This is a genomic window from Nocardioides rubriscoriae (assembly GCF_008087085.1).
GTDB classification, from domain to species: Bacteria; Actinomycetota; Actinomycetes; order Propionibacteriales; family Nocardioidaceae; genus Nocardioides; species Nocardioides rubriscoriae.
In genome coordinates this window covers 79,925-104,645 of sequence record NZ_VIYJ01000006.1, presented here as the reverse complement: position 1 = coordinate 104,645, position 24,721 = coordinate 79,925, and the positions used below count along the sequence as shown (strand labels likewise).

The following is a 24,721-nucleotide window of genomic DNA, read 5'->3' as shown; positions in this document are numbered from 1 at the left end:
AGCCAAGCATAGTCCAATCCGTACTAGTCAACATTGGACTATGAGGTGCTCATGACACTGAACCGCACCCAAGCCGCCACCCTCGCGGTCACCGGCATCGCCTTCTTCATGGTGCTGCTCGACGTCACCGTGGTCTCGGTGGCCCTGCCGAGCATCCGCAGCGACCTGGACACCTCGGTGACCGGGCTCGGGTGGGTCGTCACCGGCTACACGCTGCCGTTCGCCGCCCTGCTCCTGACCTGCGGCGCTCTCGGCGACCGGCTCGGCGGACGTCGCGTGCTGCTCGTCGGGATCGCCGTCTTCACGGCGGGGTCGGCGACCTGCGCGCTGGCGACGACGCTGCCCGCCCTCGCGCTCGGTCGAGCCGTCCAGGGCATCGGCGGCGCCGCGGTGGCTCCGACCGGCCTCGTCCTGGTCGCCGGGGTGTTCCCCGACGAGCGGGAGCGCGCCCGCGCGATCGGGCTCTGGTCAGGGGTGACGGGCGTGGCGCTCGCCGCCGGGCCGCTCCTCGGCGGCGTGCTGATCGAGGGGGTCGGTGACTGGCGCGCCGTCTTATGGGTCAACCTGCCGCTGGGGCTGGTCGCCCTCCTGGGTGGGTCACCGTCTGCTTCCCCGGACCGGCGCGCGGCGCGACCGCTCGCTCGACCTCCCGGGACAGGTGCTCGCCGCGCTGGCGCTGGCCCTGCTGGTGCTGGCGATCTCCGAGGCCGACGACCGCGGCTGGACGAGCGCGACGGCGGCCTCCCTGGTGGTCGGGGCGGCGTGCTGCGCGGCCCTGTTCCTGGTGCGCGAGTCGCGCTGCGCCGAGCCGATGCTGCCCCTGGGCTTCTTCCGCGTCCCGCTCTTCTCCTTCGGCGCCCTGGCCACGCTCGCGGTGGGGTGGGTGCTGACCTCGCACAGCTTCTTCCTCAGCCAGTTCTTCCAGGACGTGCAGGGAGTCGGTCCGCTGACCTCAGGTCTGCGGACGCTGCCCACGACCGTAGGCATCTTCGCCCTCGCCCCCGTCGCCGGCCGGCTCGCCGCCCGCTTCGACTACCGCACCCCGGTGGCGAGCGGGGCCGTGCTCGCCGGGACGGGGGTCCTGTCGCTCACGCTGGTCGAGCCCGGCACCCGCTACCTCGCCCTGGTGGTCCCCCTGGGTCTGGTCGGGACCGGCTTCGGACTGATGCTGAGCCCCCTCGTGGGCGCGGCCGTCTCCTCGGTGCCCGCACCCGACGCAGGAGTCGCCGGTGCGGCCAACAACGTCGCCCGCCAGGTGGGCGGGACCCTCGGCATCGCCGTCCTCTCCGCGCTCGTAGCCGCACGCCTGGGGTCCGACCCCCGGCCCGCAACACCCTCCGGGGTCGCTGCGGCGGCGGACGCCTTCACGAGCGCCCTGCACCTGGTGTTCCTGGTCAACGGTCTGCTGCTGCTCGCGACGGCCGCGATCGTCGCCCTGTGTCTGCGCCGGACGGTCCCGCGCGACGACTCCCCCGCCGCCCCCGCCGCCCCCGCTGCCCGCGCCGCCCGCGCCGCCGTCGCCCCCGAGCCTCCCCTCCAACACCGTGAGGGGACGCCACCCGGCCGGCCCACCGGCCGTGCCACCACACCGAGAGAGAGATGAACCCATGGACCAGCTCACCACCCAGGCCGTCCAGGACGCACTGGCCGCGGCGACCCGCGCCGCCTCCACCTATCCCGACGAGGCGTTCGCGACCTGCATCGTCGACGCGGGAGGGCACGTGCTGGGCGCGTTGCGGCCCGCCGAGGCCACCATCGCGGCCGGCCACAGCGCCGAGACCAAGGCCCGCACGGCGGCGTACCTGCGCGCCGACACCGGCGGCCTGCCGCCGGACAGTCCCTACGTGCCCGCGATGGTCAGCGGCCTGCCCTACCCGGTCAACGTGTTCGCCGGCGGTCTGCTCGTCCGTCACGAGGGCCGGGTCCTCGGGGCGGTCGGCGTCGGCGGGAGCCTCGACCCCGCACGCGACACCGCCGTGGCGCAGGCGGCGCGCGCGGCCCTGGTGGGCAGCGACGGCTGACCGCACCACGGCGCGTCGAGACGTCGGTCAGGCGTGGTCGGGCTCGCGGGCGAAGGGGTCCTCGACCTCGAGGTCGGCCTGGACCCGCGGGTCGTCGGCGTCGGCGTGGTAGTCGCCGGGTCGGGTGACGTCGGTGCCGTTGTCGATCTTGAGCCGGCGCAGCACCAGCGTCAGCACGACGGTGACCACCAGGTTGAGGGCGAAGGCCGTCATGGCGATGTAGCCCATGTCGCCCAGGCCGGGGATCTCGGCCAGGCTGCCGCCGAAGTGGTCGGTCGACGCGCTCGCGACGCCGTAGGCCTTGACGGTGCCGTAGACGATGCCGACCGCCCAGCCGGCCAGCAGCGCCTTGCGGTGGAACCACCGCGTGTAGAGGCTGAACACGATCGCCGGGAAGGTCTGCAGGATCCAGATGCCGCCCAGCAGCTGGAAGTTGATGGCGTTCTGCTTGTCGAGGGTGAGCACGAACAGCAGCGCGAACGCCTTGACCACCAGCGACATCAGCTTGGAGACCTTCGCCTCCTGCTGCGGGGTCGCGTCCTTGTTGAGCCACTCCTTGTAGATGTTGCGCGAGAACGTGTTGGCCGCCGCGATCGACATGATCGCCGCGGGCACGAGCGCGCCGATCGCGATGGCGGCGAAGGCGACCCCGACGAACCAGTCGGGGAAGAAGTCCTCGAACAGCTGCGGCACGACGAGCTGGGGGTTCTTCTCGCCGTCGAGGCCGGTCACGTCGGTGCCGGCCGCGATCGCCACCCAGCCGAGGAGCGCGAGCAGGCCCAGCACGAAGGAGTACGCCGGCAGGATGGCGGCGTTGCGGCGGATCGTGTTGCGGCTGCCCGAGGACAGGCTCGCGGTGACGGAGTGGGGATACATGAACAGCGCCATCGCCGACCCGAGACCCAGCGTGGCGTAGGCCCACATCTGCCCGTCACCGGGGATGAAGCTGCCGGTCGGAGCGCCGGTGGCCGGGTTGGGCGCGGCCATCTTGTCCTTGGCCGCCCCGAAGATCTCGTCCCAGCCGCCGACCTGCGAGGGCAGGTAGACGACCGCCACGATGATGACGACGTAGATCAGGGCGTCCTTGACGAAGGCGATGATCGCGGGCGCCCGCAGGCCCGAGGAGTAGGTGTAGGCGGCCAGGACCGCGAAGGCGATCAGCAGCGGCAGGTCCTTGGCCAGGGCGTTGTCGCCGCCGCCGACCCCGGCCACCTCGAGGACGGCCTGGATGCCGACGAGCTGCAGGGCGATGTAGGGCATCGTCGCGACGAAGCCGGTGACCGACACGGCCAGCGAGAGGGTGCGGTCGTCGTAGCGGCCCCGCACGAAGTCGGCAGTCGTGACGTAGCCGTGGCGGTGGCTGACCGACCACAGCCGCGCCATGAAGACGAAGATGATCGGGTAGAGGATGATCGTGTAGGGCACCGCGAAGAACCCCGCGACCGCACCCAGCGAGAACATCGCGGCCGGCACCGCCACGAACGTGTAGGCCGTGTAGAGGTCGCCGCCGAGCAGGAACCACGTGACCCACGTGCCGAACCTGCGCCCGCCCAGGCCCCACTCGTCGAGGCTGTCGAGCGACTCGGCGCGCCGGAACCGCGAGGCCATGAAGCCGAGCACCGTCACGACGAGGAAGAGCGCGACCAGCACCACCAGGGCGGTGACGTTGACGCTCGAGTCGGTGACCAGGCCGAGGGGCGCGCTCATCGCCTGCCCCCGCGCGCGCTCTGCACCAGCTTGAACGCCGTCCAGGTGAAGCCGGAGCAGAGGAACACCCAGAGGAACTGGTACCAGAAGAAGAACGGGAAGCCCCCGAGGCTGGGGTCCTCACGGGCATAGCTGGGCACCCACAGCAGGGCGACCACCGGGACCGCCAGGCAGACGCAGGCGGCCACGATCTTGCGCCGGTCGGTGGGGGGCACGTCGATGTCGGGGCGCGAGGCGCCGTCCGGGTTCCCGAGACTCATGTGGCGGACGTTACCCCGTCACGGCCCTGCCGTCAGCGGCCCGCGTCCCGGTCGACGTCGTCAGCGCAGGCCGTTGGCGCGGGTCGGCGCAGGCGGCCGCGGCGCGCGGAGCCAGACCCGGAAGAAGCGGTCGAGCCGGCGACCGGCGACCCGCTCGGCGAGGGCGAGGAACGAGCGGGTGCTGCCGTTGCCGTAGCGGTGGTCGCGGGTCCAGGTGCGCAGCAGGCGCCAGAACCGGAGGTCGCCGATGCGGTGCCGCAGGGCCTGCAGGGCCATGGCGCCGCGCGTGTAGACCGCGTTGTCGAAGACGTGGGCGGCCCCGGGGTCGGTGAGGTCGACACGCCAGAAGCGGCGCTCCCCGACCAGGTCGTTGCGGGTGTCGCGCAGCCACTGCTGCGCGGACGTGCCGCCGTGATGCTCGGCGTAGGCGGCCTCCATGAAGCTCGCGAAGCCCTCGTTGAGCCAGATGTCGCGCCAGCGCTGCACCGAGACCGAGTCGCCGAACCACTGGTGGGACAGCTCGTGCACCAGCAGCGAGACGTCGGGCGTGCCGGGGTAGACCGGGCGGGTCTGGGTCTCGAGCGCGAACCCGACGGTCAGCGAGGTCACCAGGCCCCCGGTCGACTCGAACGGGTAGCGCCCCAGGCGGCCCGTGAGCCAGGCCGTGACCTCGTCGCTGCGCCGCAGGCCCACCATCCCGGCGCGCCTCTGCGAGGAAGGCAGGCTCCGCGAGACCGCGATGTACGACGGCAGCCCGCCGCGCGTGGACTGCTCGACGTCGTAACGCCCCAGGGCGAAGAACGCGTTGTAGGTCGTCATCGGGTGCACCGAGCGCCAGTGGGTGGTCGCCTCGGCACCGGCGACCATGCGCCCCAGCAGCCGCCCGTTGGAGACGACCTGGTGGGTCGCAGGACCCGTGACGGTGACGTCGAAGGTCGCCTTGTCGCTGGGGTGGTCGTTGGCGGCGAACCACCAGGGAGCCATGTGCGGCTCGTTCATCGTCACGACCTCGCCGGCGCCCACGACCCAGCTGCGCTCGCCGGCGTAGGAGAGGCCACCGGGGTCGCCGGCGTAGGTCACCGCGACGTCGACCACCGAACCGCGGACCAGCGGGGTGGCCGGCGTGACCCGGAGCTCGTGCGCGACCGGCTTGGCGAAGGTCGCGGGCACCCCGTCGACGGTGACGGCCGTGACCGGCAGCAGCAGGTCGAGGCTGAACGTCGACAGGTCGGCGGTGGCCTGCAGGGTCACGGTCGTCGTACCGGAGAGCCGACCGGTGGTGAAGTCGTAGCGGTCGGCGATGTCGTAGTGGCGCACGTCGATGCCGCCGTTGCCGTCGAGCGGCCAGTAAGGGTCGCCGATCCCGACCGCACCCGGTCGGGCGTCGTCGCGCGACAGGCTCCCGGTCGCCGAGGCGGGCAACAGGCCGAGCGCCAGCGCGGCCACGACCGTCGCGGCGAGGAGACGGGAGGCCCGAGACATGACTGGAACCTACTGGGGGTCGAGCTCCTTGATGCCCCACGGGCTGCCGTAGGCGGTGAGCAGGTCGAGGAACGGCACGGCGTCGAAGGCCTCGGGCCCGAGCACCCCGGCGCCTTTCCAGACCCCGGTCGCGAGCAGCTCGAGGGCGACGACGGGGTTGATCGCGGTCTGCCAGACCACGCACTGGTGGCCGTACTCGCGCATCGTCCACTCGTTGTCGACCACGTGGTGGAGGTAGGTCGAGCGCGGCTCGCCGTCTCGGCCCGTGCCGGTCACCCAGACGCCGGCACACGTCTTGCCGGTCATCCGGGGGCCGATGGTGGCCGGGTCGGGCAGCACCGCCGCGACGACGTCGCGCGGGCTCACCTCGACGCCCTTGACCGTGACCTTCTCGGTGCGGTCCAGGCCCAGGGTGTGCAGCACCTTGAGGATGGTGATGAACTCGTCGCCCAGGCCGTACTTGAACGTCGCGCGCCTGCAGTCGATCCAGCGTGGCATGAGGAGCACCTCCTCGTGCTCGACGTTGACGCACTCGACCGGGCCGATGCCCTCGGGGAAGTCGAAGACCTCCGGCTCGCTGAACGGGGCGGTCGTGTGCCAGGCGCCGTCCTGCCAGACGACCGGCGGGTTGAGGCACTCCTCGATCGTCGTCCACATCGAGAACGACGGCGCGAAGACCTCGTTGCCGTCGTCGTCGGTGACCGTGAGGTTGGCGCCGTCGCGGGTACCGAGCTCGTCGATCTCTGCGAACAGGTGGTCGGCGGCGTAGCGGGCGAAGACGTCGGAGAGCCCCGGCTCGACGCCGATGCCGACCAGGGCCAGGCGTCCGGCGTCCTCCCACTGCGAGGCGGCCGCGAACTGCTCGTCGCCGAGCTTGACGCCGGTCTGCGCGTAGGGCGCCTCGGGGTGCGGCTTCGACAGCGACATCGCCATGTCGAGGTAGTCGGCACCGGCGGCCAGGGCCCCTTCGAAGACCGGCATCGTGAAGACCGGGTCGACGGCGTTCATGACGTGGGTGACCCGGTGCTCGCGGCAGAGCGCCGTCACCGAAGCCGTGTCGGAGGCATCGACCTGCGCAGCGACGAATCGTGGGTCCGCGAGGGCGGCCACGGCGCGCTCGGCGCGGGTCAGGTCGTAGTCGCAGACCACGACCGTCTCGAAGAAGTCGCGGCGTGCGGCGATCGCGGTGAACGCGCCGCCCACGCCGCCGGCGCCGACCAGGAGGATCTTCATGAGCATGACTCTCTTCCGACGGTGGTCGAGGTGCGACGAGCCCCGGCGAGGAGCCTCGAGACCCCCGGGGTCGACGCCACCGGTCCGACGAGCTGCCGACGTGGTGGTTTCGAGGCTCGCTGCGCTCGCACCTCAACCATCGTTCTCGCCGATCCAGCTCATGACGTGCTTGATCCGGGTGTAGTCCTCGAGCCCGTACATCGACAGGTCCTTGCCGTAGCCGGAGTGCTTGAAGCCGCCGTGCGGCATCTCGGAGACGAAGGGGATGTGGGTGTTGATCCACACGACGCCGAAGTCGAGTCGCTTGGACATCCGCATCGCGGTGCCGTGGTCGCGGGTCCACACCGAGGACGACAACCCGTAGCGGACGTCGTTGGCCAGGTGCACCGCCTCAGCCTCGCTGTCGAAGGACTGCACGGTCATCACCGGGCCGAAGATCTCGTCCTGTACCTGCTCGTCGTCCTGGCGCAGCCCTGAGACGACCGTGGGCTCGTAGAAGTAGCCGACGTCGCCCTGGCGGCGACCGCCGGTGTGCAGGACGGCGTGGTCGGGCAGGCGGTCGACCAGCCCGGTCACCCGGGCCAGCTGGTCGGCGTTGTTGAGGGCGCCATAGAAGGCGTCCTCGTCGCTGGGCGGGCCGGTGCGCAGTGCGCGGGTGGCCTCGGTGAGGGCGGCGACGAACTCGTCGTGGACGCCCGAGCCGACCAGGATCCGGCAGGCGGCGGTGCAGTCCTGGCCCGCGTTGAAGAGCCCGGCCTCGGCGATCGCGCCGGCGGCCCGGGCGACGTCGGCGTCGTCGAAGACGACCACCGGCGCCTTGCCGCCGAGCTCGAGGTGGACCCGCTTGACGTCGGCGGCCGCGGAGCCCGCGACCTCCATCCCGGCGCGCACGGAGCCGGTGATCGAGACCATCTGCGGCGTGCGGTGCTCGACGAGCAGCCGTCCGGTGCCGCGGTCACCGCACACGACGTTGAGCACGCCGGGCGGCAGGAACTCCTGGCAGATCTCGGCCAGCAGGGTCGAGGACGCCGGTGTGGTGTCGCTGGGCTTGAGGACGACGGTGTTGCCCGCGGCCAGCGCCGGTGCGATCTTCCAGATCATCATCATCAGCGGGTAGTTCCACGGCGTCACCTGGCCGACCACGCCGACGGGCTCGCGGCGCACGAACGACGTGTGGTCGGCGAGGTACTCCCCCGCCGACCGTCCCTCGAGCACCCGCGCGGCGCCGGCGAAGAAGCGGAAGTGGTCCGAGCTCGGCGGCAGTTCCTCGCTCGCGGTCAGCCCGACCGGCTTGCCGGTGTCGCGCACCTCGACCTGCACGATCTCGTCGGCCCGGGCGTCGATGGCGTCGGCGATCTGCAGCAGGGCCCGGGCCCGCTCCTGCGGGGTCGTCTGCCCCCAGGTCTCGAAGGCGGTGGCCGCGGCGGCATAGGCCCGGTCGACGTCCTCGGCCCCCGACAGCGGCGCCCGGGCGTAGACCTCGCCGGTGCTGGGGTCGACGACGTCGTAGGTCGTGCCGGCGACCGACGAGACGAGCTCGCCACCGACGACGTTGAGGAAGCGCTGGTCAGTCATGGCCGGAGCCTAATGAGAAATCCACCGGATCTGTAGGCCTGGGGAGCATCTGATGCGGAATCCGTCGGCAGAACGGCCCGGAGACGCACGATTCCACTTGCTTCGGCGTAGGCCCGTCGTCATGATGGGAGCATGACGATGGACCACCAGGACCTGCAGCGCGCCGCCAAGGACCACCTGTGGCTGCACTTCACCCGCCACGGCTCCTACGAGCACGGCGACGTCCCCGTCATGGTCCGCGGCGAGGGCGCCTACCTGTTCGACAGCGCCGGCAAGAGGTACCTCGACGGCCTGGCCGGGCTCTTCGTCTCGCAGCTCGGGCACGGCCGCACCGAGCTCGCCGAGGCCGCCGCCGCGCAGGCCCAGCAGCTGGCCTTCATGCCGCTGTGGTCCTACGCCCACCCCACCGCGATCGAGCTGGCCGCCAAGGTCGCGTCGTACACCCCCGGCGACCTCAACCGCGTCTTCTTCACCTCCGGTGGCGGCGAGGCCGTCGAGTCGGCGTGGAAGCTGGCCAAGAACTACTTCAAGCTCACCGGCAAGCCGATGAAGCACAAGGTCATCAGCCGCACCATCGCCTACCACGGCACCAGCCAGGGCGCCCTGTCGATCACCGGCCTGCCGCTGCTCAAGCAGCAGTTCGAGCCCTTGGTGCCCTCGACGTTCCGGGTGCCCAACACCAACATCTACCGCGCGCCGCTGCACGGCGACGACCCCGAGGCCTTCGGCCGCTGGGCCGCCGACCAGATCGCGGTCGCCATCGAGGACGAGGGGCCCGACACCGTCGCCGCGGTCTTCCTCGAGCCCGTGCAGAACGCCGGCGGCTGCTTCCCGCCGCCCCCCGGCTACTTCCAGCGCGTGCGCGAGATCTGTGACCAGTACGACGTGCTGCTGGTCTCCGACGAGGTGATCTGCGCGTTCGGGCGACTGGGTCACATGTTCGGCGCCGAGCGCTACGGCTACCAGCCCGACATCATCACCTGCGCCAAGGGCCTGACCTCCGGCTACGCCCCGCTCGGCGCGATGATCACCTCCGACCGGCTCATGGAGCCGTTCCTGCACGGCGACACGATGTTCGCCCACGGCTACACCTTCGGCGGGCACCCCGTCGCCACCGCGGTCGGCCTGCGCAACCTCGAGCTGTTCGAGGAGGAGAAGGTGCTCGAGCACGTCCGCGACCACGAGGGCGCCTTCCGGGCCACCCTCGAGCGGCTGCTCGACCTGCCGATCGTGGGCGACGTCCGCGGCGACGGCTACTTCTACGGCATCGAGCTGGTCAAGGACCAGACGACCAAGGAGTCCTTCACCGCCGAGGAGTGCGAGCGCCTGCTCTACGGGTTCGTGTCCAAGCAGCTGTTCGCCGAGGGCCTCTACTGCCGCGCCGACGACCGCGGCGACCCGGTCATCCAGCTCGCTCCCCCGCTGATCGCCACCCAGGAGCACTTCGACGAGATGGAGCAGATCCTGCGCGTCGTGCTCGACAAGGCCGGATCGATGCTCTGACCCGACGTCGGTCGACGAGCGTCGTACGGCCCCACGGTGGCGTCGAGGGGCTCAGCTGTCGAAGCCGAGGCCGGCGCGGTCGAGGGTGCGCAGCCACAGGTTGCGGTGCCCCTCGTGGCGGTCGGCGTGGGCCAGGGACCAGCGGGTGAGGTTGATGCCGAGGGCGCGCGCCGGCTCGGGCGGGAACGGCAGCGGCCTGCTGCGCACCATCGCGAGTGCGGTGCGCTCGGTCTCCTGACCCGCCAGCAGGTCGAGGACGACGTCGGCCCCGAACCGGGTGGCCGCGACCCCGAGGCCGGTGTAGCCCAGCGCGTAGGCCGCGCGTCCGGCGTACGCCGTGCCGTAGAAGGCGGTGAAGCGGGTGCAGGTGTCGATGACCCCGCCCCAGCGGTGGGTGAAACGCAGCCCCTCGAGCTGCGGGAACGTCTCGAAGAAGTGCCGCGCTAGCAGGGCGTGGGTGCGGTCGGACTGCTCCAGCGAGCGGTCGATCCGCGAGCCGTAGTGGTAGGTCGCGTCGTAGCCGCCCCACAGGATCCGGCCGTCGCGGGTCTGGCGGTAGTAGTGGAACTGGTGGGCGCTGTCGCCGACCCCCTCGCGCCCCGACCACCCGATCGCCACCTGCTGCTCGGGAGACAGCGGCTCGGTCATGAGCACGTGGTCGTAGACCGGTACCGTCATCAGCCGCAGGCGGCGCAGCAGGGGGCGGAAGGCGTTGGTCGCCAGCGCCACCCTGCGCGCACGTACCGACCCGAGAGCGGTGCGCACGCGCAGCGTGGAGCCGTCGTCGTCGAGCGACTCGACGAGGGACCCCTCGTGGATGACCACCCCGAGGTCGAGGCACGCCTGCCGCAGCCCCCAGGCCAGCCGCGCCGGTTCGACCAGCGCGGTGCCGGTGCGGTCGAGCAGGCCCCCGACGTACGTCGGGGAGTCGACCCGGGCCCGGACCGCGGCCGTGCCGAGGAGCTCGACCTCGTGCCCTGCGGCGCGCATGCCGTGGGCCACCTCGGCCAGCTCGTCGAGCTGGTGCGCGGCGGTCGCCACGGTCAGCTCACCGGTCTCCTCCCAGCCGCAGTCGATGTCGTGGCGGCGCACGGTGTCGCCGATCGCGGCCAGGTTGTCGGCGCCGAGCGCGTCGAGCGTCGCGAGCTCGTCGGGCCAGCGCTCGACGCCGTTACCGAAGCCGTGGGTCAACGAGGCGGAGGCGAAGCCACCGTTGCGCCCGCTCGCCTCGTCACCGCAGCGGCCGGCCTCGAGCACCACGACCGAACGACCGGGGTCGCGCTCGACCGCACGCAGGGCCGTCCACAGCCCGCCGTACCCGCCGCCGACCACGACGAGGTCGGCCTCGTGGTGGCCCTCCAGCCGCGGCAGCGCGGCCGGGCGGGCGGGGTCGTCGAGCCAGAAGACCCTGGGGGCGGCCCCACGCAGCGACGCCGGCAGGGCCATCGCGCCCCTCACGTGCGTACGGCGCGGCGGCGGCTGCCCAGCTGGCCCGAGGCGACGATCGCCAGGGCGACGACGAACATGACGGTCCCGACCACGTTGATCTGCGGGGGGATGCCGCGCTGGGCCGCTCCCCACACGAACATCGGGAAGGTGACCTCCTGCCCGGCGTTGAGGTTGGTGATGATGAAGTCGTCGAAGGACAGCGAGAAGCTCAGCAGCGCCGCGGCCAGGATGCCGGGGAAGACCAGCGGGAACGTGATCCGCCAGAACGTCTGCCACTCGTTGGCGTAGAGGTCCATGGCGGCCTGCTCCAGACGCGGGTCGAGCCCGGCGAGCCGCGCCTTGACCGTCACCACGACGAAGGACAGGCAGAACAGCACGTGGGCGATGAAGATCGTCCAGAAGCCCAGCACGCCCGCGGCGCCGTTGCCGACGAAGAGGGCGAGCAACGACGAGCCGAGCACGATCTCCGGGGTCGCCATCGGCAGGAAGATCAGCAGGTTGGCGCTCGCCCGACCGCGGAAGCGGTGGCGCGCCATGGCGAAGGACATCAGGGTGCCCAGGAGCGTCGCGACCGCCGTGGCCAGGAACCCGACGCGCAGGCTCAGCGCCAGCGAGGAGCACAGCTGGTAGGGCTCGCAGACGTTGCGCCAGTTGTTCCAGGTGAAGCCGTCGAAGGTGTAGCTGTTGCGGCTGGCGGGGTCGTTGAAGGACATCAGGATGACCACGAACACCGGGATGCACATGTAGAGCAGCACGAGCAGGCCGAGCACCAGCACCACGTGCTCGCCCACCCAGCGCCCGGCCCGGCCGGTCACAGGAGCTCCTCGGTGCCGGCGCGGCGTACGTAGAGCAGCACGAGCACCACGATCGCGGCCATGAGCGTGATCGACAGCGACGAGGCGGTCGGGTAGTCGCCGGCGGCGAAGAGGTCCTGGATCTCGTTGCCGACCATGCGGGTGCGGGGGTTGCCCAGCAGCTCGCTGTTGATGAAGTCGCCCGAGGCGGGGATGAAGGTGAGCAGCGTGCCGGCGACCAGGCCCGGCATCGCCAGCGGGAGGGTCACGCGGCGGAACACGGCCACCGGCGAGGCGTAGAGGTCGGCGCCCGCCTCGAGCAGGCGCGGGTCGAGCTTCTCGAGCGAGGCGTAGAGCGGGAGCACCATGAAGGGCAGGAAGTTGTAGGTCAGACCGGTGACCACCGCGAAGGGCGTGTCGAGCAGGTAGCCGTCGGCACCCAGGACGTGCACCTTGCGCAGCAGCGACACCAGCGCCTCGTTGTCGCCGAGGATGTACTGCCAGGCGAGGGTGCGCACCAGGAAGCTGGTGAAGAACGGCGCGACCACCGCGACCAGCATGAGGTTCTTCCAGCGCCCGGCCTTGAAGGCGATCGCGTAGGCCAGTGGGAACCCCAGCAGCACGCAGGCGACGGTGGCGATCAGCGCGTAGACGAAGGAGCGGAGGATCTGCGGGGAGTAGTCGGAGATGGCCTGCGTGTAGTTCTGCCAGTGACCGGTCATCGAGTAGCCGGTGGCCAGCGACCCCGAGGGGTCGTAGAGGCTCGTGCTGACCAGGGACACCGTGGGGACGATGAAGAACAGCGTCAGCCACAGCGCCCCGGGCAGCAGCAGGAGGTAGCCGGTCCAGCCCCTGCGGCCCGCGCCCTCACCCACGTCGGCCGCGGGAGCGGCCGCCACCGGTGCCGGGGGCAGCTGGGTCGCGGCGCTCACTCGCCGACCCGGTCGACCCCGGCCGTCGCGTCCTGCGAGGCGTCGAGCAGGAAGGTGTGGTCGGCACGCCAGTGCAGGTCGACCTTGTCGTCGGGCCGGAAGCGATCACGGCTGCCGGTGTTCTGCTCGAAGACCGTCAGCTCCTGGCCCCACGGCATCCGCACGAGGTACTGGGTGCTGACCCCGACGAAGCTGACGTCGCTCACGATCCCGTCGTGCAGCCGGTTGTCGTCATCGCCGGCCTCCTCGCCCGCGTGGCTGAGATAGACCTTCTCAGGACGTACGCCGACCCACACCGCACCGTCGCGCACCCGCGCCCGCGCCACGTCGGCCGTCAGTCGCGTGCCCTCGACGTCGAGCTCGAGGACCTCGGCGTCGCCGCGCACGACCTTGCCCGGCACCAGGTTGGACTGGCCGAGGAAGTTGGCCACGAACGTGGTGGCCGGCGCCTCGTAGAGGTCCTCGGGGGCACCCATCTGCTCGATGCGGCCCTGGTTCATGACCGCCACGGTGTCGGCCATCGTCATGGCCTCCTCCTGGTCGTGGGTGACGTGGACGAACGTCAGCCCCACCTCGACCTGGATCCGCTTCAGCTCGATCTGCATCTGGCGGCGCAGCTTGAGGTCGAGGGCGCCGAGCGGCTCGTCGAGCAGCAGCACGTCGGGCTCGTTGATCAGGGCCCGGGCCAGGGCCACACGTTGCTGCTGGCCTCCGGACAGCTGAGCGGGCCGGCGTCCGCCCATGCCACCGAGCTCGACCAGCTCGAGCATCCGCGCGACCTCGGCGTCGACCTTCTTGCGCCCCTGCCGGTGCAGCCCGAACGCGACGTTCTGCTCGATGGTCAGGTGGGGGAACAACGCATAGCTCTGGAAGACCGTGTTGACCGGGCGCCGGTAGGGCTTGAGCCGGGTGATGTCGCGCTCGCCGAGGGTGATGGTGCCCGCGCTGGGCTCCTCGAGGCCGGCCACCATCCGCAGGGTGGTGGTCTTGCCGCAGCCCGACGGCCCCAGCAGCGCGAAGAACGAGCCCTGCGGCACCGTCAGGTCGAGGTCGTCGACGGCGGTGAAGGAGCCGAAGGTCTTGGTGACCGAGGTGAGGGTGAGGTCGTCGCTCATCAGGCCCCGATGACCCGCGCGAAGTCCTTGTCGTAGCCCTGACGGACTGCGTCGTCGAGGCCCATGAACGTGAACGCGCCCGACAGGAACTCCTCGTCGGGGAAGATCAGCGGGTTGTCGACCAGGGACGGGTCGACCTTCTGCATCGCCTCCTGGGCCCCCTGGACCGGGCAGATGTAGTTGACCCATGCCGAGAGCGTGGCCGCGACCTCGGGCTCGTAGTAGTAGTTCATCAACGCCTCGGCGTTGGCCTTGTGGGACGACTTGTTGGGAACCATCATGTTGTCGGACCAGATGGCCAGGCCCTCCTCGGGCACGACCCACTTGATGTCGGGGTTGTCGTACTGCATGGCGATCACGTCGCCCGACCACGCCTCGCAGGCCACGAGGTTGCCGGCGTTGAGGTCGCGGATGTAGTTGTTGCCGGTGAACTTGCGGACGTGCCCGGACCCGACATAGCCCTGCAGGCGGTCGATGGCACCGTCCCAGTCCTCCGAGTCGAAGTTCTCCGGGTCGGCCCCCTCGAGCAACAGCATGAACCCCATCGTGTCGGGCAGCTCGGAGAGCAGGCTGATCTTGCCCTTGAGGTCGGGGCGCGTCATCAGCTCCTCGAAGGAGGAGATCTCGCCGGTGTACTTGGCGTTGTAGGCGATGCCGGTCAGGCCGGTCTGCCACGGAACGCTGTAGTCGCGGTTCTTGTCCCACGACGGCGAGCGCAGGCTGTCGTTGAGGTTGGCCTCGACGTTGGGGAGCTTGGTCTTGTCGAGCTTCTGGATCCACCCGAAGCCGATCATCCGCGCCGCCATCCAGTCGGTCATCGTGATGATGTCGCGCCCGGTCGGCTCGCAGGCGCCGAGCTGGTCCTTGACCTTGCCGAAGAACTCGTTGTTGTCGTTGATCTCGGCGTTGTAGGTGACCGCGATGCCGGATGTCTTCTGGAAGTCCTCCAGCGTCGGCATCCGGTTGCCGTCGACGTCGATGTACTCGGGCCAGTTGGCGAAGTTGAGCACGGGCTGGCTGGAGGAGCTGTCGGTGCTCTGGCAGCTGTCGGCGGTCTGCGTCTGGGCGTCGGTGCCGCAGGCGGCGAGCAGGCCCGGCACCCCGAGGGCCATCGCCGAGAGCGACGCGCCGCGGACGAACGTACGTCGGTCGATGCCGGCGGCACGACGACCGCGGCCGGTCGCACGGCCCAGCCGGAGCAGGGCCTCCATCCGAACCGGATCCACCGACATCCGCGTACCTCCCTGTTGGACGAGCTCCTTGAGTGTGGATAGTTCCAGAGCACAGCCCAGAGAACAAGGAAACCGTTGAGCCGAAACAAGAACGCAACGAAATCCTTGTTTGTCCTTGGTCCAGACCGACAGGACTGCAAGGATCGCGCACCATGACGCGGAAGCCTGAACGCAGTGGCGCTGCCCTCGACGAGGTGTCGAAGGCGATCATCGAGCAGCTGCAGCAGGACGGACGGCGCTCCTACGCCTCGATCGGCAAGGTCATCGGCCTGTCCGAGGCCGCCGTGCGTCAACGGGTGCAGCGCCTGGTCGAGCACGGCGTCATGCAGGTCGTGGCCGTCACCGACCCGCTCCAGCTCGGCTTCGCGCGCCAGGCCATGATCGGCGTGACGGCCGAGGGTCCGCTGGTCGCGGTCGGCGACGCGCTGGCCGAGCTCGAGGAGGTCGACTACGTCGTGGTCACCGCCGGCCGCTACGACCTGCTCGTCGAGGTCGTCTGCGAGAGCGACGAGCACCTGCTCGAGCTCATCTCCAGCAAGATCCGGGCGATCGAGGGCGTGGTGTCGACCGAGACCTTCATGTACCTGAGCCTGCGCAAGCAGACCTACTCGTGGGGCGTGCGCTAGGGCGCAGCCCCCCGGACCGCCTACCGGTCACGACACGCCCCGCGGCGTCGTCGGGTCGTGCGGTTCTCGCGGTCCTGCTATAACTCTACTTAGTTGACTGACTTAAGAGAGGAGCGGACATGGCAGTGCTGACGATCGAGGTGGGGTCGCTGGGCAACCGGTGCCACCTGGTCCACGACGGCCGGATGGCCGTGGTCGTCGACCCGCCGCGCGACGTCGCCCTGGTCGAGGACGCCGCCGCGGCGGCCGGTCTCGAGATCGCGGCCGTCGCCGAGACCCACGTGCACGACGACCAGGTCTCGGGAGGTCTCGCGCTGGCCCGCAGGCACGGCGCCGACCTGCTGCTCTCCGCCGGCGAGACGGTGGCCTTCGAGCGGGTCGGGGTGCGCGACGGAGACCTGCTCACCTACGGCGGCGTCGAGCTCCAGGTGCTCGACACCCCGGGACACACCCGCCACCACCAGGCCTTCCTGGCCCGGGTCACGACCGACCCGCAGCCCGCCGTCCTCCTCAGCGGCGGCAGCCTGCTGCTCGGCACCGTCGGACGCACCGACCTGGTCGACCCCAGGCTCGCCAGCCTGCTCGCCGGCGCGCAGTGGCACAGCGCCCGGCGCCTGGCCCGGCTCGACCCGGCCACGCTCCTGCTGCCCACCCACGGCTTCGGCAGCCTGTGCGCGAGCACGGCGGTCGTACCGCCCGGCCCCGCCGACCCGCCGGCCACCATCGGCGACCAGCAGACCACCCACCCCGCCCTGCTCATCGACAAGGAGACCTTCGTGCACGACCTCGTCACGGGCCTCGGCCCGATCCCCCGCCACTACGCCCGGATGGACCCGCTCAACCGGGCCGGCACCGGGGCGGCGACGCCCCGGCCCGCGCGCCCGGTCACCGCCGAGGAGGTCACCGACGCCGTCCTGGCCGGGTCGTGGGTCGTCGACCTGCGCGGTCGCGCGGCGTACGCCGAGGGCCACCTGCCCGGCAGCATCAACGTGGAGTACTCCGCGCAGTTCGCGACCTACGTCGGCTGGCTGGTCCCGTGGGACGACGACATCGTGCTGCTCACCGACAGCCCGCAGCTGCTCGAGCCCGCGCTGCGCGACCTCGCGCGCATCGGCATCGACGGCGTGGGCGCCCACGTGCTGCCGAGCGAGCAGCCGCTGACCGCGCGCTACCGCCGCGCCGACTGGGCGGCCTACCGCGAGGCCCGGGCCCTCGCTGCGGCCACCGGGCTGCGGCCACCGGTGGTCGTCGACGTCCGTCAACGCGACGAGTGGCTCGACGGTCACCTGCCCGGCGCCCTGCACCTGCCGGTCCACGAGGTCGAGACCGGCGCGCGGCGGATGCCACCGGGCGAGCTCTGGGTGCACTGCCGCTCGGGCTACCGCGCCGGCATCGCGGCGAGCCTGCTGCACCGGGCCGGTCGCCACGTCGTGCACGTCGACGACCATTGGGACCGGGTCGGCGAGCTGCACATCGAGACCACCGCCGCCGCGGCCTGAGCGGGCCGTCCGGGGCGACGTCGCGATCAAATCCGTTGCGCGCGGTCCGGGGCGACCCCGAGGATGGTCCCCGAGTCGTCGGCGTCCTGCCGGTGCCCGTCGAGAGGAGCGTGACATGTCCATGACTGTCGTTGGCCTGTCCGCAGACCACCCCACCCTCCTCCCAGAGACGAGCACCACCCGCCATGACCTCTCAGGACTTCACGCCTGACCCCACGCACGACCTCCAGCACGACCTCCAGCACGACCTCCAGCCCGACCTTCACCCCGAGTTCGCGATCGACTGGAACACCTACGACGACGTCGACGACAGCACCCAGCGCTGGTCGACCTGGCTCAGCGTCGAGCCGTTGTCGCGCGGCCCCGAGCCCCGACCCGACTGGGTCGTGACCTCGCAGGGGGCCATCGACACCGAGCTCGGCATCCTCAAGACCGGCAAGGAGGCCGACGTCTTCCTGCTGGAGCGCGCCGACCCGCTCGAGCCCGACAAGGGCGTCGTGATGGCGGCCAAGCGCTACCGGTCCTCCGAGCACCGCACCTTCCACCGCTCGGCCGGCTACACCGAGGGCCGCGCCATGAAGCGCTCGCGCGACGAGCGCGCCCTCAAGCGCAAGTCGACCTTCGGCAAGCTGGTCGCCGCCGGCGAGTGGGCCGTGTCGGAGTGGGACGCCCTCAAGCGTCTGTGGACGATCGGGCTGCCCGTCCCCTACCCCGTGCAGATCGACGGCACCGAGATCCTGATGGAGTGGATCACCGTCGACGGCGAGACCGCGCCACGGCTGGCGCAGACCCGGCCCGAGCCGGCGCTGCTGGCCTCCTACTTCGACCAGCTGCGCGACGCCCTGGCCACGATGGTGCAGCACGGCGTCGTGCACGGCGACCTCTCGGCGTACAACATCCTGGCGGCGGGTGAGCGGCTGGTCATCATCGACCTGCCGCAGATCGTCGACCTGGTCGGCAACGTCAACGGGTTCGACTACCTGATGCGCGACTGCACCAACATCTGCACGTGGTTGCGCGGCAAGGGCCTGGCGACGGCCGACGAGCAGGAGCTCTTCGGGGACCTGGTGGCGCACGCGTTCTAGGTCGAGATCGGTAGCCTCCCGCACGTGAGGGGCACCCGCGGACGCGTGATCCACGTCGAGTCGACCGCCGAGCTCGACCGTCGGCTCGACGCAGGGGCCCGGCGGCTGGGGTCGTGGCGCGTGCACCGCCTCGACCTCAGCGGCCGCGGCAGCGAGCTAATGTCGCGCGAGGTCCACGGCGCCGCCTTCCTGGGCTGCACCTTCGAGCCCGGCGAGGACGACCGGCTGACCGCCGCCGGGGCGTTGGTCATGCCCGCCGTCGGGGACTCGCCCCTCGACGTCTACCGGCCCCGGCTCTACACCGCCGACGAGCTGTTCGACCGCACCCCCTACCCGCGCAGCCTCGACGCCCGCGCCTACGCCTGGGCCCAACGCGCGCCCGACCGCGACGACTCGCTGGCCGCGGCCCTGCACGACCACGCCATCGACGAGGCGCTGGCCCGGTTCACCCCGGGCCACCGCGTCGTGGGCGTGATGGGTGGCCACGCCCTCGGTCGCGACCAGCCGGCGTACGCCGACACCGCCCGACTGGGCCACGCGCTCGGCTCCTCGCTCCTGGTCGCCACCGGCGGCGGGCCCGGGGCGATGGAGGCCGCCAACCTCGGCGGCCGGCTCGCCGACCTCGACGTCGCCGCGCTCGACGCCGCGCTCGCCGTGCTGGCGGGGGTGCCGTCGTACCGGCCCTCGATCGACGCCTGGGTCGCCAACGCCCGCGCCGCCGTCGCGGACCTGCCCACGCCCCGACCCAGCCTCGGCATCCCGACCTGGCACTACGGCCACGAGCCGCCCAACCTCTTCGCGACCGCGATCGCGAAGTACGTCCGCAACGCCGTGCGCGAGGCGGTCCTGCTCGAGATCTGCGACGCGGGCATCGTCTTCCTCCCCGGCGCCGCGGGGACCCTGCAGGAGGTCTTCCAGGACGCGTGCGAGAACTACTACACCGAGGAGACCTCGGTGGCCCCGATGGTGCTCGTCGGCCGCGAGCACTGGACGACGACGCTGCCGGCCTGGCCGTTGCTGCGCTCCCTGGCGCGCGACCGCGCCATGGAGGAGCACGTCCACCTCGTCGACACCGTCGAGGAGGCGGCCGAGGTGCTGCTCGGGTAGGCCGCCCGGCGGTGGTGACCTCGTCGAGGTGAGGACCTCAGCCCGACAGGGCGTCCCACTCGGCCCGGCCGGCCATGACGTCGCGGTAGTGCCACACCAGTGCGTCGTTGACCGAGGCCCAGGACCGACCCGCCACGGACCGGCGTGCCGCCAGGCCCATCCGGCGCCGCAGCAGGCGGTGCGAGGCCAGCAGGTCGACGTAGGTCGCCAGGTCGGTGGCGTCACCGGGACGGTAGAGGAAGCCGGCCACGCCGTCGTCCACCACGTCGACCGGTCCGCCCTGGCGCGGGGCGACCACCGGGACGCCGGACGCGAGGGCCTCCTGGGCCGACTGGCAGTAGGTCTCGTGCCGCCCCGTGTGCACGAAGACGTCGAGCGACGCGTAGGCCGCGCCGAGCTCGTCGTCGTGCAGGACGCCGAGGAAGCGAGCGCCGGGGAGCAGCGAGCGCAGTCGCTGCTCCTCAGGGCCCCCGCCGACGACCACCAGTGCGTAACGGGGGTCGGCGGCCAGGACGGTCAGCAGGTCCAGCTCCTTCTCGGGGGCGAGCCGGCCCACGTAGCCCACCAGGAGACGGTCCTTCGGACCGTCGCCCAGCAGGCGCTCACGCAGGGCGGCGTCGCGCCGGACGGGGTGGAACTGCTGCAGGTCGACCCCCCGCGGCCACAAGGCGGTGCCGGGGACGTCGAGGTCGCTCAGCTGGCGCAGGCTGGCCGAGGACGGGGCGAGGGTGCGGTCGACGCGGGTGTGGATGCGTCGGGTGAGCGCTGCTGCGGCCGCGGCGCCGCCGGGGACGTCGTAGCGCTCGGCGAAGCCGACCAGGTCGGTCTGGTAGATCGCCACCGACGGGATGCCGAGCTCGCCGGCCACCTTGGCCGCCTGGTAGCCGAGCGTGGCCGGGGAGGCGATGTGGACCACGTCGGGGGCGAAGCGGAGCATCGTGCGACGAAGGCGTCGCCGGGTCTCCAGCCCGATCTTGAAGTCCTTGTAGAACGGCAGCGTCGCACCGCGTGCGTGGCGCACCCGGAAGCCGGCGTAGACGTCGGGGCCGGTCGGGGCGACCAGCTCGGCGTCGTGGCCCTCGGCGGCGAGGTGCTCGAGGACGCGGCGTACGGAGTTGGTGACGCCGTTGACCTGCGGCAGGAACGACTCGGCGACCACCAGGACGCGGAGCCGGTCGGGAGGAGCCGTAGGTCGCTCGGTGGGAGCTGCGGGACGGTCGAGCGGGAGCACGTCGGCCATGGCCAGGACGCTAGGGACGCCGCCTCAACGAGCGGCGGGATCCGCGTGGCCCTCGCGTGAACAGCGGCTGTCTCGTTGGGCGGCGCTCAGCCGAGTGCGAGCACGTAGGAGCGCTCCTGGCCGAAGACCTCGAAGCCGGCGCGGCGCAGGATCGGGCCCGAGGTCTCCACGCGCCCCTTGACCAGCGCCATCGTCGCGCCGCGGTCGACGGCGTGCGCCAGCCGGGCGTCGAGCACGGCACGGTAGGCACCGCGGCCCCGGGCGTCCGGCACGACGCCGCCGCCCCACAGCCGGGCGACGCCGTCGGCGAGCGTCAGCCCGCCCGAGGCGACCGGGCGGTCGTCGGCGTAGGCCAGCGCGCACGCCCCACGCCCTGCCGCGAAGTCGTCGGCGGCCTCGGCGGCGAGCGCGCGGACCCGGTCGTCGTCAGGGATCGAGCCCTCGTCGAAGGCGGCGATGCCGACCTGGAGGGCGTCGCGGGTGGTGGCCTCGTCGACCTGCCAGCGCACGGCGAGGTCGCCGGGCACGGCGAGGTCGAGCACGCCCGCGGCCAGGTCGAGCGCGAACACGTCGACCCGCTCCTCGAGCACGCCGTCTCGCGCCTGCAGCGCCGGCTCGAGTTCGGCGGGGGCGTCGAGCTTGACCCAGACGAGCAGCGCCTCGGCGCCCCAGCCCCGGGCGTGGGCGGCCGCCTGGTCCAGGGCGGCTGGCACCGCTGCGCCGGGGTCGAACCGGATCACGGAGGGCGGGACGAGGTAGTAGTCGGGCCACCGCACCAGCAGGTAGGCGTCGGTGTCGACCGTGACGGCGTCGTCGGGGAACCAGTTCCAGGCCGCACTCGCGGCGGCCACCTCAGCGGGAGTCACGCCCACCAATCCTGCCTGACGGGGTCAGGCCTCGGTGGCGGCCAGCTGTCCGCAGGCGCCGTCGATCTCTCGGCCTCGGGTGTCGCGGACGGTCGTGGGGATGCCGCGGGCCTCGAGGCGGCGCACGAACTCGCGCTCGTCGGCCGGGTCGGAAGCCGTCCACTTGCTGCCCGGGGTGGGGTTGAGCGGGATGAGGTTGACGTGGACCCAGCCCCAGCCACCGCGCATCAGCACGTCGGCGAGCAGGTCGGCGCGCCAGGCCTGGTCGTTGATGCCGCGCATCATGGCGTACTCGATGCTGACGCGGCGCTTGGTCGTCTCGGCGTAGTGGAACGCGGCGTCGACGGTCTCCTCGACCGAGAAGCGGGTGTTGATCGGGACCAGCTCGTTGCGCAGCTCGTCGTCGGGCGCGTGCAGGCTCAGCGCCAGGGTGACCGGGATGCCCTCGTCGGCGAGCTGGCGGATGCGCGGCACGAGACCGACGGTCGAGACCGTGACGCCACGCGCGCTCATGCCGAGCCCGTCGGGGCTCGGGTCGACCAGGCGGCGTACGGCGCCGATGACGGCCTTGTAGTTGGCCAGCGGCTCCCCCATGCCCATGAACACGACGTTGGAGACCCGGGTCGGTCCGCCGGGCACCTCGCCGCGAGCCAGGGAGCGGGCCCCGGCGACGACCTGCTCGACGATCTCGGCGGTCGACATGTTGCGCTGCAGACCGCCCTGGCCGGTGGCGCAGAAGGGGCACGCCATGCCGCACCCGGCCTGGCTGGACACGCACATCGTGGCGCGGTCGGGGTAGCGCATCAGCACCGACTCGACCAGGGCGCCGTCGAACAGCTTCCACAGGGTCTTGCGGGTGGTGCCCTGGTCGGCCTCCATCGTGCGCAGTGGCGTCATCAGGTGGGGCAGCAGGGTCGCGACGAGCTCGTCACGCTGCGCGGCGGGCAGGTCGGTCATCTCGGCCGGGTCGTCGACCAGGCGGCCGAAGTAGTGGGTCGAGAGCTGCGTGGCCCGGAACCCCGGCAGACCCTGCTCCTCGAGCAGCGCCTTGCGGCCGGCCGCGTCGAGGTCGGCGAGGTGGGGCGGCGGCTTCTTGCGGCCCCGCGGCTCGTCGAAGACCAGCGGGAGGGCGGTGGCGCCGGCGGGCGGGGCGGGAGTCTCGGACATCAGGGGCCCGATTCTCCCACCACGCCGCACGCGTGCCTAACTCAGCGGAACGACGTCGGCAGCGCCGAGGCGCGCGGCGTCGGCGGTGGCGTCGTCAGGCATCTGCTGGCTCTCGAGCTCGGCCTCGACCCGCTTGACGTAGTGGTCGATCTCGAGCTTGGTCTGCTCGTCGCTCCACCCGAGCACGGGCCCCATCAGACCGGCGACCTCCTCGGCCGCGCGGACCCCGCGGTCGAAGGTCTCGATCGACACGCGGGTACGACGCGTGAGCACGTCGTCGAGGTGGCGCGCCCCCTCGTGGCTGACGGCGTAGACGACCTCGACGCGCAGGTAGTCGGGCGCACCCGTCACCGGCTCACCCAGCGTGGGGTCGGCCGCCACGAGGTCGAGCAGCTCGTGGATCAGCGAGCCGTAGCGGTCGAGCAGGTGCTCGATCCAGACCTCGTGCAGGCCCGAGGAGTCGGCGAGCACGTGGCGGGAGTTGACCAGGGCGTCGTAGCCCTCGGCCCCCAGCAGCGGCACCTTGGCGGTCACCGAGGGCCCGACCTTGCGGTCGAAGAGCGACGACATGCCGAAGACGGCCTCGTCGACGGCGTCCTCGGCCATCACCCGGTAGGTCGTGTACTTGCCGCCGGCGACGACCACGAGGCCCGGCGCGGGGTGGGCCACGGCGTGCTCGCGCGACAGCTGGGAGGTCGCCTCGGACTCCCCCTCGAGCAGGGGCCGGAGCCCGGCGTAGACACCCTGGACGTCGGCGCGGGTCAGCGGGGTCTCCAGCACGGCGTTGACGTGCTCGAGGAGGTAGTCGATGTCGGCCTGGCTGGCGGCCGGGTGGGCCTTGTCGAGGGTCCAGTCGGTGTCGGTGGTGCCGATGATCCAGTGCTGGCCCCACGGGATGACGAAGAGCACGGACTTCTCGGTGCGCAGGATCAGCCCGACCTCGGAGCGGATCCGGTCCTTCGGCACCACGAGGTGGATGCCCTTGCTGGCGCGGACGTGGAAGGTGCCGCGCTGCCCGCCGAGGTCCTGGGTCTCGTCGGTCCACACCCCGGTGGCGTTGATGACCTGCTTGGCGCGGATCGTCACGGTGGTGTCGTTCTCGAGGTCGCGCACGACGGCGCCGGTGACCCGCTCGCCCTCGCGCAGCAGCTCGACCACGCGGGCCCGCGAGGCGACCTTCGCGCCGTAGGCCGCCGCCGTACGGGACAGGAACATGGTGTGGCGGGCGTCGTCGACCTGGGCGTCGTAGTACTTCAGGGCCCCGACCAGCGCGTCCTTGCGCAACGACGGCACGAGCTTGCGGGCCCCGCGCCGCGTCAGGTGCTGGTGCAGCGGCACCCCCGCGCGACCCGAGACGCGCGACATCACGTCGTAGAGCGCGACGCCGGACCCGGCGTAGAAACGCTCCCAGCCCCGGTGCTGCAGGGGGTAGAGGAAGGCCACCGGACGCACGAGGTGCGGGGCCAGCTCCTGCAGCAGCAGGCCCCGCTCCTTGAGCGCCTCGGCGACGAGCCGGAAGTCGAGCATCTCGAGGTAGCGCAGGCCACCGTGGACCAGCTTGCTCGAGCGGCTCGACGTGCCCGAGGCGAAGTCACGGGCCTCGACCAGACCGACCTTGAGCCCGCGCGTGGCGGCGTCGAGGGCGCTGCCGGCCCCCACCACCCCGCCGCCGATGACCAGGATGTCGAGCTCCTCGGCGGCCATGGCCCTCAGGGACTCCTCGCGGAACTCGGGCGACAGTGCGACGGACCTCATCAGGTGCTACCTCTCCTTGCTTCGGGGATGTCAGGGATGTCGGTGGGGTGGGGGCGGGTGGGCCTGCGACGCG

At 71.7% G+C, this 24,721-nt stretch carries 22 protein-coding genes and 1 pseudogene; 8 read left to right on the top strand and 15 right to left on the bottom strand.

Annotated features, from left to right (window positions below; genetic code table 11):
• Nucleotides 1–38 precede the first annotated feature (38 nt).
• A complete protein-coding gene (locus tag FZC61_RS23685) occupies nt 39–203 on the bottom strand; it encodes a hypothetical protein (protein WP_246142666.1) in 165 nt (54 codons plus the stop codon).
• Between FZC61_RS23685 and FZC61_RS24075 the strand changes: the two are divergent.
• The 3 genes and pseudogenes from FZC61_RS24075 to FZC61_RS12550 all read left to right on the top strand — a co-directional run.
• Nucleotides 130–531: pseudogene (locus FZC61_RS24075) on the top strand (MFS transporter); the annotation flags it as partial. The gene FZC61_RS23685 and the pseudogene FZC61_RS24075 sit on opposite strands and share 74 nt — an antisense overlap.
• A 61-nt stretch (nt 532–592) precedes the next feature.
• The gene (locus FZC61_RS12555; protein ID WP_170286092.1) at nt 593–1,603 is read left to right on the top strand and encodes an MFS transporter; all 1,011 of its coding nucleotides are present in this window, start codon (nt 593–595) and stop codon (nt 1,601–1,603) included.
• 4 nt (nt 1,604–1,607) lie between these two features.
• Nucleotides 1,608–2,021, top strand: a complete 414-nt coding sequence (locus FZC61_RS12550; protein ID WP_148614530.1) for a GlcG/HbpS family heme-binding protein — start codon at nt 1,608–1,610, stop codon at nt 2,019–2,021.
• Between the two features lie 27 nt (nt 2,022–2,048).
• On the opposite strand, the gene mctP is transcribed toward FZC61_RS12550, so the two are convergent.
• From mctP to FZC61_RS12525, 5 genes are all read right to left on the bottom strand, one after another.
• The gene (gene mctP / locus FZC61_RS12545) at nt 2,049–3,728 is read right to left on the bottom strand and encodes a monocarboxylate uptake permease MctP (RefSeq protein WP_148614529.1); all 1,680 of its coding nucleotides are present in this window, start codon (nt 3,726–3,728) and stop codon (nt 2,049–2,051) included.
• Nucleotides 3,725–3,988, bottom strand: coding sequence for a DUF3311 domain-containing protein (locus FZC61_RS12540; protein WP_148614528.1), 264 nt, complete (start codon nt 3,986–3,988; stop codon nt 3,725–3,727). Before FZC61_RS12540 ends, mctP begins: the two co-directional genes overlap by 4 nt.
• A gap of 60 nt (nt 3,989–4,048) precedes the next feature.
• Nucleotides 4,049–5,470, bottom strand: a complete 1,422-nt coding sequence (locus tag FZC61_RS12535) for a M1 family metallopeptidase (RefSeq protein WP_148614527.1) — start codon at nt 5,468–5,470, stop codon at nt 4,049–4,051.
• Between the two features lie 9 nt (nt 5,471–5,479).
• The gene (locus tag FZC61_RS12530; RefSeq protein WP_148614526.1) at nt 5,480–6,703 is read right to left on the bottom strand and encodes a saccharopine dehydrogenase family protein; all 1,224 of its coding nucleotides are present in this window, start codon (nt 6,701–6,703) and stop codon (nt 5,480–5,482) included.
• 132 nt (nt 6,704–6,835) lie between these two features.
• Nucleotides 6,836–8,278 (bottom strand): gamma-aminobutyraldehyde dehydrogenase, encoded by a 1,443-nt coding sequence (locus FZC61_RS12525; protein ID WP_148614525.1) that lies wholly within the window; start codon nt 8,276–8,278, stop codon nt 6,836–6,838.
• Nucleotides 8,279–8,410: 132 nt separating this feature from the next.
• On the opposite strand from FZC61_RS12525, the gene FZC61_RS12520 reads away from it, so the two are divergent.
• Nucleotides 8,411–9,781, top strand: coding sequence for an aspartate aminotransferase family protein (locus FZC61_RS12520; RefSeq protein ID WP_148614524.1), 1,371 nt, complete (start codon nt 8,411–8,413; stop codon nt 9,779–9,781).
• Nucleotides 9,782–9,832: 51 nt separating this feature from the next.
• On the opposite strand, the gene FZC61_RS12515 is transcribed toward FZC61_RS12520, so the two are convergent.
• From FZC61_RS12515 to FZC61_RS12495, 5 genes are read right to left on the bottom strand one after another with little or no spacing between them, the layout of a single operon-like run.
• Nucleotides 9,833–11,239, bottom strand: coding sequence for an NAD(P)/FAD-dependent oxidoreductase (locus tag FZC61_RS12515; RefSeq protein WP_246142665.1), 1,407 nt, complete (start codon nt 11,237–11,239; stop codon nt 9,833–9,835).
• Nucleotides 11,236–12,045 carry an ABC transporter permease gene (locus FZC61_RS12510; protein WP_246142664.1) on the bottom strand — a complete coding sequence of 270 codons (810 nt, stop codon included), beginning with the start codon at nt 12,043–12,045 and terminating at the stop codon, nt 11,236–11,238. The genes FZC61_RS12515 and FZC61_RS12510 overlap by 4 nt, the downstream gene beginning before the upstream one ends.
• The gene (locus FZC61_RS12505; protein WP_246142663.1) at nt 12,042–12,956 is read right to left on the bottom strand and encodes an ABC transporter permease; all 915 of its coding nucleotides are present in this window, start codon (nt 12,954–12,956) and stop codon (nt 12,042–12,044) included. The genes FZC61_RS12510 and FZC61_RS12505 overlap by 4 nt, the downstream gene beginning before the upstream one ends.
• Entirely contained in the window at nt 12,953–14,071 is a 1,119-nt protein-coding gene (locus FZC61_RS12500) for an ABC transporter ATP-binding protein (RefSeq protein ID WP_148614523.1), read from the bottom strand. The genes FZC61_RS12505 and FZC61_RS12500 overlap by 4 nt, the downstream gene beginning before the upstream one ends.
• Nucleotides 14,071–15,282, bottom strand: a complete 1,212-nt coding sequence (locus tag FZC61_RS12495) for a polyamine ABC transporter substrate-binding protein (RefSeq protein WP_148614522.1) — start codon at nt 15,280–15,282, stop codon at nt 14,071–14,073. Before FZC61_RS12495 ends, FZC61_RS12500 begins: the two co-directional genes overlap by 1 nt.
• 173 nt (nt 15,283–15,455) lie before the next feature.
• Here FZC61_RS12495 and FZC61_RS12490 point away from each other — a divergent pair, with 173 nt between their 5' ends.
• The 4 genes from FZC61_RS12490 (at nt 15,456) to FZC61_RS12475 (ending at nt 19,620) form a co-directional block, all read left to right on the top strand.
• Nucleotides 15,456–15,929: an Lrp/AsnC family transcriptional regulator gene (locus tag FZC61_RS12490; protein ID WP_148614521.1), complete on the top strand. Its 474-nt coding sequence runs from the start codon at nt 15,456–15,458 to the stop codon at nt 15,927–15,929.
• Nucleotides 15,930–16,048: 119 nt separating this feature from the next.
• Entirely contained in the window at nt 16,049–17,428 is a 1,380-nt protein-coding gene (locus FZC61_RS12485) for a rhodanese-like domain-containing protein (RefSeq protein ID WP_148614520.1), read from the top strand.
• 185 nt (nt 17,429–17,613) lie between these two features.
• Nucleotides 17,614–18,513: a serine protein kinase RIO gene (locus FZC61_RS12480; RefSeq protein ID WP_148614519.1), complete on the top strand. Its 900-nt coding sequence runs from the start codon at nt 17,614–17,616 to the stop codon at nt 18,511–18,513.
• Between the two features lie 24 nt (nt 18,514–18,537).
• Nucleotides 18,538–19,620: an LOG family protein gene (locus FZC61_RS12475; protein WP_148614518.1), complete on the top strand. Its 1,083-nt coding sequence runs from the start codon at nt 18,538–18,540 to the stop codon at nt 19,618–19,620.
• 37 nt (nt 19,621–19,657) lie between these two features.
• On the opposite strand, the gene FZC61_RS12470 is transcribed toward FZC61_RS12475, so the two are convergent.
• From FZC61_RS12470 to FZC61_RS12455, 4 genes are all read right to left on the bottom strand, one after another.
• Nucleotides 19,658–20,860 (bottom strand): glycosyltransferase family 4 protein, encoded by a 1,203-nt coding sequence (locus tag FZC61_RS12470; protein WP_148614517.1) that lies wholly within the window; start codon nt 20,858–20,860, stop codon nt 19,658–19,660.
• Between the two features lie 86 nt (nt 20,861–20,946).
• Nucleotides 20,947–21,726 (bottom strand): GNAT family N-acetyltransferase, encoded by a 780-nt coding sequence (locus FZC61_RS12465; protein ID WP_170286091.1) that lies wholly within the window; start codon nt 21,724–21,726, stop codon nt 20,947–20,949.
• A 24-nt stretch (nt 21,727–21,750) separates the two neighbouring features.
• Nucleotides 21,751–22,893 (bottom strand): dual-specificity RNA methyltransferase RlmN, encoded by a 1,143-nt coding sequence (gene rlmN / locus FZC61_RS12460; protein WP_148614515.1) that lies wholly within the window; start codon nt 22,891–22,893, stop codon nt 21,751–21,753.
• A gap of 36 nt (nt 22,894–22,929) precedes the next feature.
• Entirely contained in the window at nt 22,930–24,648 is a 1,719-nt protein-coding gene (locus tag FZC61_RS12455) for a glycerol-3-phosphate dehydrogenase/oxidase (protein WP_148614514.1), read from the bottom strand.
• Nucleotides 24,649–24,721: the final 73 nt, after the last annotated feature.

Bases quoted from the DNA above. Each gene is read 5' to 3' on its own strand.
- FZC61_RS12550 (WP_148614530.1), top strand. From the start codon at position 1,608: ATGGACCAGCTCACCACCCAGGCCGTCCAGGACGCACTGGCCGCGGCG.
- mctP (WP_148614529.1), bottom strand. From the start codon at position 3,728: ATGAGCGCGCCCCTCGGCCTGGTCACCGACTCGAGCGTCAACGTCACC.
- FZC61_RS12540 (WP_148614528.1), bottom strand. From the start codon at position 3,988: ATGAGTCTCGGGAACCCGGACGGCGCCTCGCGCCCCGACATCGACGTG.
- FZC61_RS12535 (WP_148614527.1), bottom strand. From the start codon at position 5,470: ATGTCTCGGGCCTCCCGTCTCCTCGCCGCGACGGTCGTGGCCGCGCTG.
- FZC61_RS12530 (WP_148614526.1), bottom strand. From the start codon at position 6,703: ATGAAGATCCTCCTGGTCGGCGCCGGCGGCGTGGGCGGCGCGTTCACC.
- FZC61_RS12525 (WP_148614525.1), bottom strand. From the start codon at position 8,278: ATGACTGACCAGCGCTTCCTCAACGTCGTCGGTGGCGAGCTCGTCTCG.
- FZC61_RS12520 (WP_148614524.1), top strand. From the start codon at position 8,411: ATGACGATGGACCACCAGGACCTGCAGCGCGCCGCCAAGGACCACCTG.
- FZC61_RS12500 (WP_148614523.1), bottom strand. From the start codon at position 14,071: ATGAGCGACGACCTCACCCTCACCTCGGTCACCAAGACCTTCGGCTCC.
- FZC61_RS12495 (WP_148614522.1), bottom strand. From the start codon at position 15,282: ATGGAGGCCCTGCTCCGGCTGGGCCGTGCGACCGGCCGCGGTCGTCGT.
- FZC61_RS12490 (WP_148614521.1), top strand. From the start codon at position 15,456: ATGACGCGGAAGCCTGAACGCAGTGGCGCTGCCCTCGACGAGGTGTCG.
- FZC61_RS12485 (WP_148614520.1), top strand. From the start codon at position 16,049: ATGGCAGTGCTGACGATCGAGGTGGGGTCGCTGGGCAACCGGTGCCAC.
- FZC61_RS12480 (WP_148614519.1), top strand. From the start codon at position 17,614: ATGACCTCTCAGGACTTCACGCCTGACCCCACGCACGACCTCCAGCAC.
- FZC61_RS12470 (WP_148614517.1), bottom strand. From the start codon at position 20,860: ATGGCCGACGTGCTCCCGCTCGACCGTCCCGCAGCTCCCACCGAGCGA.
- rlmN (WP_148614515.1), bottom strand. From the start codon at position 22,893: ATGTCCGAGACTCCCGCCCCGCCCGCCGGCGCCACCGCCCTCCCGCTG.
- FZC61_RS12455 (WP_148614514.1), bottom strand. From the start codon at position 24,648: ATGAGGTCCGTCGCACTGTCGCCCGAGTTCCGCGAGGAGTCCCTGAGG.